Origin of the sequence: Burkholderia sp. PAMC 26561, from assembly GCF_001557535.2 — a bacterium.
In the GTDB taxonomy this organism is placed as follows: Bacteria; Pseudomonadota; Gammaproteobacteria; order Burkholderiales; family Burkholderiaceae; genus Caballeronia.
Genome location: NZ_CP014309.1, coordinates 761,295 through 773,671 on the forward strand (window position 1 = coordinate 761,295; position 12,377 = coordinate 773,671).

General features: G+C 58.0%; 11 protein-coding genes and 3 pseudogenes. 12 read left to right on the forward strand and 2 right to left on the reverse strand.

The window, feature by feature from the left end; genetic code table 11:
* The first annotated feature begins 109 nt into the window (after positions 1-109).
* Both AXG89_RS30290 and AXG89_RS30295 read left to right on the forward strand, forming a co-directional pair.
* On the forward strand, positions 110-1,687 hold the full coding sequence (locus AXG89_RS30290; protein ID WP_062172762.1) for a hypothetical protein: 1,578 nt from the start codon (positions 110-112) through the stop codon (positions 1,685-1,687).
* A gap of 73 nt (positions 1,688-1,760) precedes the next feature.
* Positions 1,761-2,454, forward strand: a pseudogene (locus tag AXG89_RS30295) (IS6 family transposase).
* Positions 2,455-2,572: 118 nt separating this feature from the next.
* Here the strand turns inward: AXG89_RS30295 and AXG89_RS30300 are convergent.
* Positions 2,573-3,424: a LysR family transcriptional regulator gene (locus AXG89_RS30300; RefSeq protein WP_062172760.1), complete on the reverse strand. Its 852-nt coding sequence runs from the start codon at positions 3,422-3,424 to the stop codon at positions 2,573-2,575.
* Between the two features lie 244 nt (positions 3,425-3,668).
* Between AXG89_RS30300 and AXG89_RS30305 the strand changes: the two genes are divergently transcribed.
* From AXG89_RS30305 to AXG89_RS30345, 9 genes are all read left to right on the forward strand, one after another.
* The gene (locus AXG89_RS30305) at positions 3,669-4,499 is read left to right on the forward strand and encodes an oxidoreductase (protein WP_062172758.1); all 831 of its coding nucleotides are present in this window, start codon (positions 3,669-3,671) and stop codon (positions 4,497-4,499) included.
* A 182-nt stretch (positions 4,500-4,681) separates the two neighbouring features.
* Positions 4,682-5,020, forward strand: coding sequence for an EthD family reductase (locus tag AXG89_RS30310; protein ID WP_062174044.1), 339 nt, complete (start codon positions 4,682-4,684; stop codon positions 5,018-5,020).
* Between the two features lie 12 nt (positions 5,021-5,032).
* On the forward strand, positions 5,033-6,058 hold the full coding sequence (locus AXG89_RS30315) for an alpha/beta hydrolase (protein WP_062172756.1): 1,026 nt from the start codon (positions 5,033-5,035) through the stop codon (positions 6,056-6,058).
* The gene (locus AXG89_RS30320; protein ID WP_062172754.1) at positions 6,055-6,567 is read left to right on the forward strand and encodes a (2Fe-2S)-binding protein; all 513 of its coding nucleotides are present in this window, start codon (positions 6,055-6,057) and stop codon (positions 6,565-6,567) included. The genes AXG89_RS30315 and AXG89_RS30320 overlap by 4 nt, the downstream gene beginning before the upstream one ends.
* On the forward strand, positions 6,567-7,577 hold the full coding sequence (locus tag AXG89_RS30325) for an FAD binding domain-containing protein (protein WP_062172753.1): 1,011 nt from the start codon (positions 6,567-6,569) through the stop codon (positions 7,575-7,577). Before AXG89_RS30320 ends, AXG89_RS30325 begins: the two co-directional genes overlap by 1 nt.
* Before the next feature lie 66 nt (positions 7,578-7,643).
* Entirely contained in the window at positions 7,644-8,042 is a 399-nt protein-coding gene (locus AXG89_RS44100; RefSeq protein ID WP_062172751.1) for an amidohydrolase family protein, read from the forward strand.
* Complete coding sequence (locus tag AXG89_RS30335; protein ID WP_205583090.1) at positions 8,033-9,004, forward strand: amidohydrolase family protein; 972 nt, start codon at positions 8,033-8,035, stop codon at positions 9,002-9,004. Before AXG89_RS44100 ends, AXG89_RS30335 begins: the two co-directional genes overlap by 10 nt.
* A 168-nt stretch (positions 9,005-9,172) precedes the next feature.
* Positions 9,173-9,967, forward strand: coding sequence for an ABC transporter substrate-binding protein (locus tag AXG89_RS30340; protein WP_062172746.1), 795 nt, complete (start codon positions 9,173-9,175; stop codon positions 9,965-9,967).
* Positions 9,968-10,367: 400 nt separating this feature from the next.
* Positions 10,368-10,808 carry a hypothetical protein gene (locus AXG89_RS30345; RefSeq protein ID WP_062172743.1) on the forward strand — a complete coding sequence of 147 codons (441 nt, stop codon included), beginning with the start codon at positions 10,368-10,370 and terminating at the stop codon, positions 10,806-10,808.
* Between the two features lie 47 nt (positions 10,809-10,855).
* Here AXG89_RS30345 and AXG89_RS30350 read toward each other — a convergent pair.
* Positions 10,856-11,113 (reverse strand): annotated as a pseudogene (locus tag AXG89_RS30350) (SDR family NAD(P)-dependent oxidoreductase); the annotation flags it as partial.
* A 61-nt stretch (positions 11,114-11,174) separates the two neighbouring features.
* Between AXG89_RS30350 and AXG89_RS30355 the strand changes: the two are divergent.
* Positions 11,175-11,972, forward strand: a pseudogene (locus AXG89_RS30355) (IS630 family transposase); the annotation flags it as partial.
* Positions 11,973-12,377: the final 405 nt, after the last annotated feature.

Sequence of the window (12,377 nt, forward strand, 5' to 3'; positions counted from 1 at the left end):
CTAATTAGGATTACGGATCATTTTCTCACCATGTCGTCGTTTAAAGACGTGAGAGAAAACACCTCGAAAAAATTTAGAGTCGGCCAGCGCCGACAGGGATGAACTCGCCATGATAAAACGTCGTCAATTCCTGGGCGGCCTTGTCGCCTTTAGCAGTACATATGTATTGACCGCTTGCGGCGGTGGGTCTGATATAGGAAGCGGCGGAGCAAGTCCGAACGTTGCGGCAAGCGTCTCGGCATTGCGGAACGCGGCGATCAATAGCGGCTCTTCGAACGGAACAACGATGCCTCCGGCCTCGTCAATTACGGATAGCAGCGGCGCAACTTGGACATTGATCGGAGGGGTGGTCAAAAAGAATGGCGCGACCGCCGGCGTTAACTACGACGCTGTGCTCATGTTGTGGTACAGCAGCACCATTTATCATCAAAATACATCCGGGAAGTTCTATTCGTGGTCAGGCTCGGGATGGTCCGCATGCCTAGACCCGCGTTCGGAGAAAGGCACATCGCCCAACGGCACAACCATTCCGTCGGGGGCCTATATCAACGACGCCGAGGGTCGACGTTGGACAGTGGCGAACGGCGTTGTGTATCGAGAAGGCGTCGTGGCGGGGATCAATTACAACGTTGCGCTGCTTTTATGGTACGCCGGCATGATCTGGCACAAGAACACCAGCGGTCAGTTCTACGTTTGGTCCGGGGTCGGCGCGGCTGGATGGCTACATGCGACAGACCCACGGATACCAGTGCCTGCGACTGCCGGAACCTTTTTCGGAATGAACGGACACTTTGATTATCGATATACACCCGCCCAAGTCGTCGCGATCTTAAAGGGGATGGGCATTTCGACCTACCGCGTTGGATGCAGCGACGATCCGAAACAGCTCGCGGCTGTCTCTGCACTAGCGCAAGCTTTTCAGTCGGCCGGCCTCACGTTATTTGTGCTTGTTAATCAGGGGATGACGGATGCTTTTGGCAACGTGCTGCGCGGGGAACAGGTTGCGTACAACCAGGCATATATGGTTGGATCGACCGTCGCCAGCCGACTCAAGCAATACGGCGTGACAATGTACGAATGCGGAAACGAGCTGACGCGGCAGGTCTCAACCATTAAAGACTTTAAACAAGCAGGTAACGCAGCGAGCGACTTCAACAATGCAAACTGGCCGGCCATGCGGGGCGTCATGCGGGGCATGATCGATGGGGTCAAGTCTGTTCAACCGAGCGCGAAATGCGGTATCAACTTTTGTGCTGCCGACATCGGTGCTGCCGACGCACTGTGGGAAGGGTCTCAACCCGACGGCACAGCCGGATATGCAAAGGTGCGATGGGACATTACCACGTGGCACAACTACGAAGTCTATGGCGACATCTTTAATATTGGTACTGACGGCGCGGGCCCGGCATTTGATTTGCCTACGTATTGCAAGGCTCGATACGGCGTGCCCTTCATGATAACGGAGTGGAACACGGGACCCGAACAGACGCAGTCGTATCGGGCCGCCTACATTACGACACAATTATCAAACCTTCATCAGGCTCGTAAAACTCATAACATACAGTCCACGATGTATTATGTTCTCGATAGCGGCAACGACACATACGGGATCATGACCGATGGCGTTAAGTCAAATGCGCCTTACACGGCGTTCGCAAAATTCATTGCGTCCAATCCCGACGTTTGATCGCTTTTCCTCGGTTCTGTCGCAATAAGGTGGTGCGATATGATTTGGGTCGATAAAATGAAACCGCTACCCGATGAAAAAGACCCTGACGCCAGCCTTAGCGCGTGTGTTGAAACCCCTTCACTATCCGCTTGACGTGATGTTGATGTGCGTGCGCTGGTATGTCGCCTATGGGCTGAGTGTGCGAAACCTGGAAGAGATGATGGGGGAGCGCGGCATCGAGGTCGATCACTCGACGGTGCACCGGTGGGCGATCAAAATGCTGCCCGTTCTTGAGAAAGCGTTCCGCCGGCATAAGCGAGCGGTGGGCAGGAGCTGGCGCGTCGATGAGACGTATATCAAGATCAAGGGGAAATGGAAGTACTTCTATCGCGCAGTGGACAAGGCCGGCCACACGGTTGATTTTCTGCTACGAGCCCATCGCGATAAGGCCGCGGCGCAGCGTTATTCGAGAAGTCGATCGATAAGAACGGCGAACCTGAGACGATTACAATCGATAAAAGTGGCTCAAATGTGGCCGCGCTTGAGACGCTGAACGCCCAGCGCGACACACCGATCAAGATCCGCCAAAACAAGTATTTAAACACATTATTGAACAGGATCATCGGGCAATCAAGCGGCGCACCCAACCAATGCTTGGATTCAAGACCTTCCGGTGTGCGCGCATTGTGCTGGGCAGCATCGAACTCATGCATATGATTAAGAAAGGGCAAATGAAAGGCGCCGGCTCAAACGCCGCCGAGCAGTTTTACTCGTTAGCCAAATAAGCATCACTTATCATATCGCCCTTGCTCGCCCAACCATCCTTATTGCGACAGAACCGTTTCGAGCGCCATTGGCCAAGCGCGGGTGACGCCGCGCGCCCGGGCTTGCCCGTCCGGTCGACTAACTGGCCAGGTGTTTTATTGCCAGCACTACGAACGCGCGGAGACGATGTAGCCGCCTCAGATCGCGATGGTAGCCCATCCAGATTTCCCGATCGGGTGGATGTTCGCTCAAATCGAGTCGTCGAATAGTGCTGTTCTTGTCTCCGACCGGTCGCGGCAACACAGCGATACCTAGCCCGCTACCGCACATTTGCGCCTGAACATTGCGATTATTCGACTGCAATACGACGCTGGCATTCGGGAAGCGATTTCTTAGCCAATCGATGTCCGGAAATGTGCCGGTCGATGTATCCATCACGATCAGACGGTTACCCGCACCGTCGCCTTCCACGGGATCGGGGCTCGCAATCGATACGTAGACTCCGTAACGCATCGGGTTCAACTGTCTTTGCACGATATCCGGCCCTTCGAATGGAACAATGCGGAAAGCGACGTCTGCTTCACGCTGCGACAGATTGAACAGTCGCGTTCCCGTCAGGACCTCGATCTCAACGAGGGGATACTCTCCCGAATATTCGGCGATCACGGGCGGCAGGACGTAGGCGCCAAACCAATCGGCCGAGGATACCCTGAGTGTTCCTTCCAGCCTCTGCTGCTCACCGGCCAAACGACGCTCCATGCCGAGCGCACCTTCTTCCATTTGCTCGGCGAGCGGCACGATAGCGGTGCCCTCCTCAGTCAAAACGAAGCCATCTGCTGTTCGCTGAAAGAGCACCTGTCCCGTGGACTCTTCAAGTGCACGAAGCCGCCTTCCAATGGTCGGATGACTGAGACGCAGCGCACGCGCGGCGGCACCGAGCGTTCCTAAGCGCGAGACTGCGAGGAAGATTCTGACATCACTCCACTCCATATCCTGCACCCACATAATTGAACGAACGTTGTGCATTATAGTGAATTGAAGATAAACATTGAACCGGCGACACTATGTTGTCGGATGTTGTGACGTGCTCGTGATCTACCGGATTCGAAATCATCACTACACGCCACGGAGCGGTAATGACAGGACGAAGCGCCAGCCACGGGCTGAACGATTCTTCACCCTATCCGTAGCGCTATCGAATTCTTCATTGTGAATACCTAACTTCTATATAGACATGACAAAAACATGGCTTATTACCGGCTGCTCAAGTGGATTCGGCCGGGTGCTCGCGGACTCGGTGCTTGCGAGGGGCGATAACCTGGTTGCAACGGCGCGTAACGGCGACTCTCTTGCACCCCTGAAAGCGCGCTATGGGACGAAAGTCCGTGCCGTCGCGCTCGACGTAACCAAAACCGGGGACGCTGCCGCAGCGGTAGCTGTTGCTGAAGAAGAATTCGGCGGGCTTGATGTTCTTGTCAATAACGCAGGATTCGGCTTTATCGGAGCCGTCGAAGAAGCGACGCCCGAAGAGTATCGCCCCATGTTCGAGACCAATGTCTTCGGTTTGATCGAAACCACACGCGCCGCGCTCCCCGCATTGCGTCACAGGGGTAACGGCCGAATCGTCAATCTATCCTCCGGGGCCGGAATTGCCGGATTTGCGGCAAATGGCTATTACTGCGCGAGCAAATTTGCCGTTGAGGGCCTTTCCGAGGCGCTTGCCGAAGAAGTGACGTCGTTCGGCATTCGAGTCATCATTGTCGAGCCGGGTCCTTTCCGGACAGACTTCCTTGGACGCTCGATGAATGGTCCCAAAAACCACATCGACGCTTATAAGGAGATCGTGGGTCCGTTCCGCTCTTATCGTGATTCCAACGATGGAAGACAGGCGGGCGACCCCGTGAAAGGAGTGGCAGTGATCTTGAAAGCAGTCGACGCAAAAGATCCTCCACTCCATCTGCCTCTCGGCGAACGCGCCTACGAGATTGCTCGCAAAAAGCTGGCGGCGTTTCAGCGCGACATGGATGCGTGGGAGGCGGATGCGTTGGCGACCGGCCACTCATAGAGACCCGTGGTTGTCCGTGGCCTTAGCGTCTCGTCGGCTCGATGTGGAGGCTACTTTATCCGCCATGGTTGAGAAGGTAAGCCGCACATCGATCTGAGAACGCGGCGCGCTGTCTTCACTCTTTTTGCCGGCAGTGACATGACCTAAGGCGATGCCGCACCTGATAACCAGGGAGTATGCGCATGGAAAAAATTGCGACAGGCGCAACGCATGATGACCCGACGGTTACCTTCTACGTAATTTATACGGGTGGCCCGGATGCGCGGTTTGATCGTAACTGGTACGTCGATCACCACTTGCCACTCGTAATGAAGAGCTGGTCGAAATACGGACTGGAAAGTGTTGCTGCGCTGTTTCGGAGCGGTGAGCAGAACGGAACACAGGTGATTTGCGAATGCAATTTCCGGGATATGGCCGCCGTTCACGCTGCATTCGACTCGCCGGAAGCGGCTGCCGTCATGGCCGACGTCATCCATTTCACTGAACTGATGCCTCAGCGTTTGCGCGTCGTTCCGATTTAACAGGATTTCCTAATGAGCAAGTCATTTGCCCCTTGGTCAACCGCCCGTTCGCGCACCGTCTCGCGCGGCCACTTCTGGATCGCGGGAGAACGTATTGGGGTCGGCGAGAACACGTATCAGCGCGGACCGATGTATGTGGAATGGGAAGCGCCCGAACGGGTCACCCGGCAATGGCCGATCGTCCTCGTGCATGGCGGCGGATTCCAAGGCGTCGAATGGCTCGATACACCGGACGGCCGTCCAGGGTGGGCGCAGCGGCTGGTCGAAGCGGGGTATGTCACGCTGGTTGTTGACCGTCCCGGACATGGCCGCTCGCCGCTTCATACCGATGTCATCGGACCCATGGGGCCACCATTTTCTTATGAGGGTGGGCGCCAGATCTATTTTCCGGCGGACCCCTCGGGTAAGCATACGCAATGGCCCTTTGCCCCCGACGATGAAGCCGCGATGGACCAGTTCATCGCGGGCTACGGGCCTTTGCCTGCCGACCTTGCGATGTCTGAAAACATGGATGCAGACCGGCTGGCCCGCCTGCTTGACCGGATCGGACCGGCCATTCTCCTGACCCATTCGGCGTCGGGACCGAGTGGCTGGCTGACGGCCGATCGTCGCCCGCGCCTGGTCAAGGCCATAGTCAGTATCGAACCGATGGGCCCCCCTTTCGCTGATATTCCCCATATCGGTCTTCTGCGCTGGGGATTGACTGCCGCGCCGCTCACATTCGATCCGCCGCAAACAACACCTGAGGCCGTCCGCCAGGCCGACCCGGCTGCACTGCGCCTTGCGCATCTGGCCGACTTGCCTATTGCGGTGGTGACGGGAGACACCTCTTCTTTTGCGCCCGCCAGCACGCCAATTGTTGCCGCGCTCAAAGCGGGAGGCGCAGCGGCAGAACTGCTTCATTTGCCTGACTATGGCGTGACTGGAAATGGTCATGGTCTGATCTACGAAAAGAATTCAGATGCGGCACTGCAGCCCGTACTCGACTGGCTGGCGCGTCACGCCGAAAATTCGTCCGCGCGAGGGGATAACGTATGACGGTCGACCTGGCCCCTTTGGGCGACGAACACGGGCGGCAGTTCAACGTCGTACTTACGATCAATGGAGCCGAACACCGCCTGGCCAATCTCGATGCGCACACCTGCCTGCTCGACGCGTTGCGCGATTACCTTCATTTGACGGGGACAAAAAAGGGTTGTGGGCTGGGAGGGTGTGGAGCGTGCACGGTGTTGATCGATGGGCGCCGGATGAATTCCTGCCTGACGCTCGCGGTCATGAATCAACGCAAAGCGATCACCACGATAGAGGGCTTGTCGAAGGACGGCGTGCTTCACCCGCTGCAGAAAGCATTTATTGCCCATGACGGGTTCCAATGTGGCTATTGCACTCCGGGGCAGATCATGAGCGGCGTCGCCTGCATAGCGGAAGGCCATGCCGTATGCGCCAGCGAAATTCGCGAATGGATGAGCGGCAATATCTGCCGCTGTGGCGCGTACACAAACGTCGTTGCAGCGATCCACCAGTCTGCGTGTGGGGAGGCCAGCTGATGGTGGCCTTCGCATACGTCCAGGCGGCAAGCGTTGCTGGCGCCATCGCAACCCGCGCACGCCATCGCTCAGATGGGGCGCATGAGGCCGGCACCGACTTTTTTGCAGGTGGCACCGACCTCATGCAACTGATGGGTGAACATCTGCGTAACCCTGACCGGATCATAGACATCACCGCTCTGCCCGGGCTCGACGGTATCGAAATGGTCCCTGGCGCGCTTCGCCTGGGCGCACTGGTGCGAATGAGCGACGCGGCAATGAATCCTACCCTGCGCGCTCGGTACCCGGTTGTCACTGAGGCGCTTCTCGCGAGCGCATCGCCGCAGGTTCGCAACCTCGCGACGCTCGGTGGCAACCTCCTTCAGCGGACCCGTTGCGGTTATTTTCGCGATCCCGGCACGCCATGCAACAAGCGCGAACCGGGAACGGGATGCCCCGCTATAGACGGACAAAATCGATTTCACGCAGTGCTGGGCGGCAGCGGCATTTGCATAGCGACTTACAGCGGCGATCTTGCCAATGCGCTGTTGGTGCTCGATGCAAACGTACGGATCGCCGGGCTGAGGAGAGATCGCGTTATTTGTCTAGCGGATCTTCATCGTGCGCCTGGAGATACGCCTGAAATAGAGACGCAACTCGAGCCGGGCGAACTGATCTTGTCAATCGACATTCCCACGGGCATACCAACGCGGCGGTCTCATTACCTTAAAGTTCGCGATCGAGCGAGTTTCGAGTGGTCAATCGCCTCGGCAGCCGTGGCGCTCGACCTGGCTGACGACGGGACGGTGCGCGACGCGCGAATCGCGGTCGGCGGAGTAGCGACCAAGCCCTGGAGATTGCAGAATGTCGAGGCCTCGCTAAAGGGCTCGGCGCTCAATATCAGCAATATAGAGGCGGCAGCGGCGCATGCTGCTGACGGCGCTGTTTCACACGGCGCCAATGCCTACAAGATCGAACTGATCAGGCGTACCGTCGTACGCGCGCTCAGCGAGTTGGGAGCGCTTTCATGACCGCCATCGGCGTACCGCTTCCCCGCGTGGACGGACACCCTCCCGCTCGGGCCGGCCGATACGGTCGTGCCGCTTGATGGCTGTCTGCTCGCGCCCGGCCTCGTCAACGGTCACCAGCATTCACACGAACATTTCCACAAGGGGCGCGTGGAGAACCTGCCGCTCGAACTGTGGATGCACTACGTACGCGCACCGAGGCCCGTTGCGCTGACGCCGCGCCAAATCTACCTGCGCACGCTGATCGGCGCGGTCGAGGCCTTGCGAAGCGGCGCGACAACCGTGGCCGACGACTGCAACCTGGGCGGCTCGATCGATCCCGACGCGATAAATGCGATTTTCCAGGCGTATGAAGACGCCGGCATTCGCACACTCGTCGGCTTCTCGATGATGGACCGCCCGCTTGTCGACAGCTTTCCTTTCGTCGATGCGATTTTTCCGGAGTTATGCTGGCGCAAATGCGATTGATACCGCGCCCATCGCCCGATGCGTGGTTCGCATTTCTCGGCGATACCGTGCGCCACCGGCATCCGCAACATCATCGCGTCGGTGTGCTCGTGGCACTATCGGCGCCGCAACGCTGCACGCCCGAATTCCTGGCACGTTGCCGCGAATTCGCCGACGACCATGCGTTGCCGGTGATCATCCATGTGCAGGAAACCCGCTTGCAGGTCGTGACGGCGAACGCTTTCTACGGCAAGCCGATGGTGCAATTCCTCGACGAACTCGGCTTCCTGAAGCCGGCCACATCGCTCATTCATGCAATGTGGCTTTCCGACGATGAAATCGTGCGGCTCGCCGCCAGCGGCGCCACCGTGCAGCGCAACCCGTGGAGCAACCTGATGCTCGGGTCCGGCATTCAGCCGACGCGTCATTTGCTCGACGCCGGCGTGAACCTGAGCCTTGGCTCGGATGGCTTTTCGTCGAAGGTCACCGCCAACATGCTGAACGTGGCGGGCTCGGCGGCGGGGTTATCGAAGCTGAGGGGGGACGACTATTCGCGCTGGCTGACGGCGGCCGAGGCGTTGCGAGCCGGGACGCTGGGCGGCGCGCAGGCCGTGGGCATGGCGGGTCAGCTCGGCGCGATCGCGTCGGGATATCGCGCGGATCTGGTGGCGTACCGGACCGATACAATCAACTTCACGCCGCTCACGGACCCCGTGCGACAGCTCGTGTACGCCGAGCGGGGCGGGTCGATCGACAGCGTGTTCGTTGCGGGCCGGTGCGTGATGCGCGGCGGCAATCTGACCACGATCGATGAACCAAAAATCCCGCGCGAGATTGCCGACGCTTACGAGGCGTTGAAAGCGGAGATCGATCTTGCCGATGAGTCGGTCGGGCCGTTGCTCGAACCGATGCGGCGAATCTACGAACGGGCATTGTCGATGGATACCCCCTGGAAGCCTCACGCGGCGCGGTTTGTCGGCTAGGCGATGCGACCAGCGGCACGCGCCAATATTTCTTGTCGCGCAGTCTGCCGCCTTTGATTGGTTGAATAGTTTTCCGGCTTATGTTCCTGCTTAAATTACACAATGGCGTGGTCGGGATTCTCATACGCGCCCACAAGATCGCACATTCCCACCTCACGAGACCAGTTTATGAAAATATCGACTTCAATCAAGTTTTTCCAGGCCGCAATACTGTTAGCCTCGACGCTGGGCGCGAGCGCGGCATTTGCCGCCGATACCCTCAAATACGGCCTGGAAGCGCAATATCCGCCGTTCGAATCAAAATCGTCGGGAGGGGAATTGCAGGGTTTGGACATCGACATTGGCAATGCGGTGTGCGCTGAACTGAAGATGAAGTGCGACTGGACCGAGAACTCGTTCGATGGCCTGATTCCCGCGCTGCAAGCCCGTAAGTTCGACGTGATCAACTCAGCCATGAATGTCACCGATAAGCGCCGCCAGGCCATCGACTTTACGAACATCGTGTACAAGGTGCCTACCCAACTGGTCGCGAAGGCGGGCAGCGGACTGATGCCGACGCCTGACTCGTTGAAGGGCAAGACAATCGGCGTGCTGCAGGGATCGACGCAGGAAACCTACGCAAAAATGGCCTGGGCTACCAACGGCGTGACGGTCACGAGCTATCCGGACCAGAACCAGATCTACACCGACCTGAAGGCGGGTCGTATCGATGGCACGCTGGTGTTGTCGGCTGCCGGGCAGTCGGGCTTTTTGTCGAAGCCGGACGGCGAGGGTTATGGGTTTGCCGGCGGTCCCGTGCTCGATGACGCGATTCTGGGCAGCGGCATTGCGTTTGGTGTTCGCAAGGACGAAGGTGCGCTCAAGGCGCGCTTGAACAAGGCGATTGCCAAGCTGCAGGCAAACGGCACTGTCAAGACGCTGGCGAAGAAGTATCTCGGCGATATCGACGTGTCTCCGAAGTGATCTAGCTCGGTGCCTGCAGCATTGCAAGTCTTCATTCCGTCGCACGGTTAAGCCACGCTTTTTCGGGCTTCGTTTCGTTGTCATTCCGCGGCAACGGAACGATGCAATAGAAAATGTCTTCACAGGCTGACTGAGAAGGGTCGTTCCTATACAGTCCCGCGTACCTGTCCCCACGTGGCAGCGCGGGAGAACACCCCGCAGTGAACTTATCCGTTCAATCGCGATCAGTTAAAGAGTGCTGGCCCACGTCACTCAATAGCATCGACTGCGGCCAGACTCGAGCTGCACCTCGTTTTCATCCACTCCCAAATCGCCAACACTCATCCTGCGCGTCTATTTAACGCGCCTATCCGGAGGAACATCTGTGCGAATTTTAACGATCCCCCTGGTTTTTCTTTTCATGCTGCTGACAGGTTGCGCCGCTTACAAAACTCATGAAGCGCGCGACGAGCAGGGCGGTAAGCTTGTCGGATCGAACATTCTCGATCTGGTGCAATCGGTCGGTATTCCTGACAAGACCATGAAGCTCGTTGATACCGGCGGCCCTAATGACCGCATGACGACGCAATGGAACTTCTCGAACTCGGACTCCGCGCTGGACATGACGCTGATCTTGCTCGACCTGAAGGTGGGCGGCGCGGGGAAGTGCAGCATGACGGCTACGGTGGACCGCTGGGGCGGCAAGGTGCTCGCCGTGAATTTCCCGCAGGCGCATAGCGACAGTATCGGTTCGGACTATGGCGCATGCGAGCCGCTTGTTGAAGAGGCGCTCACGCACATGCCGCATACGCCAATGGATCCAAAATACGATGCGTTCGCGCTGGTCGGCGCAGCCAAGTAAGGTCAGTTCGGCTGGACGTATCTCGCTGCAGGCGATTTGCTCGACAACTACGTCGACATTGATTGCCGTGCGCCTTCGAATGCATCCCACTGGCCAATGTCGTGCAGCGCTGGAATCGTAACCAGCTCATGCCGGTCAAAACCAACCAGCGCTGCTTCAACCATGTCGCTTGCGGACATCCCGATGTTTGCATGGAGATGCTCGATCGGCAGCTCGCCGATTTCCCAGAACTCGGTGGCGGTCGCACCCGGCAGCACCGCCTGTATTTGCACGCCTTTGCTCGCGAGTTCGTGATGCAGCGACTGTTGTTGTCCGTTAATCTTGTTAGCGGCGTCCACAGAAGCGCTGATTGTGTCCAGTAATTCCGCTAGTCTGGAAGCGCGGGTACTCACCCGCACCCTCAAGCACAAACCATCCGACGGTTCGACACACTGGAGCAGCTACAAGCTCACAGCAGAACTGGGCGACGTGTCGGTCTTGGCCGTGCAGCGCATCTGACGCAAACACGGCATCAAGCCGCAGCGTTTGGAACGACACATGGTCTCCAACGACCCGAACTTCGAGACCAAGGCGGCCGACGTGATCGGGCTTTATCTGAACCCGCCGGCGCACGCGGCGGTGTTCTGCGTGGATGAGAAGACCGCGATCCAGGCACTTGAGCGTAAGGACCGGATGCTGCTGCTGTCGCCGGGACGCGCCGAGAGCCATGGCTTCGAATACAAACGCAACGGGACACTCAGCCTGTTCGCGGCGTTCAATACGGCGACCGGCGAGGTGCTGGGCAAGACGGCGTCGCGCCACACCAGCGAGCAGTTTGTGGCCTTTCTGACTGACGTCGTCGCCAGCCAGCCCAAACGTCGGGAAATCCACGTCATTTGCGATAACGTAAGCAGCCACAAGACGCAGCGGGTGGTCGACTTTCTCACCGCGCATCGCAACGTACGCTTGCACTTCACGCCGACTTACTCTTCGTGGCTTAACCAGGTGGAAAACTGGTTCTCACGCATTCAGCGTGATGTGATCGCTCGCGGCGTCTTCACTTCGGTGAAGGATCTGGATCGCAAACTGATGCGTTATATCCGCGAGCACAATCAAAATCCGAAACCAATCAAATGGAAATATGACGATCCTTCCCGTCGAATTCGCCCGGTGCCAAGTCAATGACGCAGTGGACTAGGGGAATGAATCGACCAGCCCCAGTCGGCCGCGCTTCAATAGGAGGCTAGAGGTGAAGCATCCGATGGCGTCACGTCGCGACGTGGTCGTCTCGCTTTAGATCGATGCACAAATGCTACGCCGGCACACGCCGTTCGAATCGTTTCCTAGCCCGTGAACGGCGGCATTGTGGCGCGGGATAGCCATAATCGAACGGACGCCATTCTGCGGAAAGCCTCGCAATCGGGCTCGCCGAAAGGTGATAAATCTTATCATTGCCGCTGGCGGATGTCGCACCGGCGAGATTCCGATGCCGTTAAATAATGCGGAGAAAATTAATCTCTGCCGGGGCACAGTGCGTTGAAATGAGGCGGCCGAACATTTCGCTGGGAGCCATGACACAGTGGTGTCGCA

What these genes read in the sequence shown, in the direction of transcription:
- AXG89_RS30320 (WP_062172754.1), top strand. Translation starts at nt 6,055, where the DNA reads ATGACGGTCGACCTGGCCCCTTTGGGCGACGAACACGGGCGGCAGTTC.
- AXG89_RS30315 (WP_062172756.1), top strand. Translation starts at nt 5,033, where the DNA reads ATGAGCAAGTCATTTGCCCCTTGGTCAACCGCCCGTTCGCGCACCGTC.
- AXG89_RS30325 (WP_062172753.1), top strand. Translation starts at nt 6,567, where the DNA reads ATGGTGGCCTTCGCATACGTCCAGGCGGCAAGCGTTGCTGGCGCCATC.
- AXG89_RS30345 (WP_062172743.1), top strand. Translation starts at nt 10,368, where the DNA reads ATGCTGCTGACAGGTTGCGCCGCTTACAAAACTCATGAAGCGCGCGAC.
- AXG89_RS30300 (WP_062172760.1), bottom strand. Translation starts at nt 3,424, where the DNA reads ATGGAGTGGAGTGATGTCAGAATCTTCCTCGCAGTCTCGCGCTTAGGA.
- AXG89_RS30310 (WP_062174044.1), top strand. Translation starts at nt 4,682, where the DNA reads ATGGAAAAAATTGCGACAGGCGCAACGCATGATGACCCGACGGTTACC.
- AXG89_RS30340 (WP_062172746.1), top strand. Translation starts at nt 9,173, where the DNA reads ATGAAAATATCGACTTCAATCAAGTTTTTCCAGGCCGCAATACTGTTA.
- AXG89_RS30335 (WP_205583090.1), top strand. Translation starts at nt 8,033, where the DNA reads ATGCGATTGATACCGCGCCCATCGCCCGATGCGTGGTTCGCATTTCTC.
- AXG89_RS30290 (WP_062172762.1), top strand. Translation starts at nt 110, where the DNA reads ATGATAAAACGTCGTCAATTCCTGGGCGGCCTTGTCGCCTTTAGCAGT.
- AXG89_RS30305 (WP_062172758.1), top strand. Translation starts at nt 3,669, where the DNA reads ATGACAAAAACATGGCTTATTACCGGCTGCTCAAGTGGATTCGGCCGG.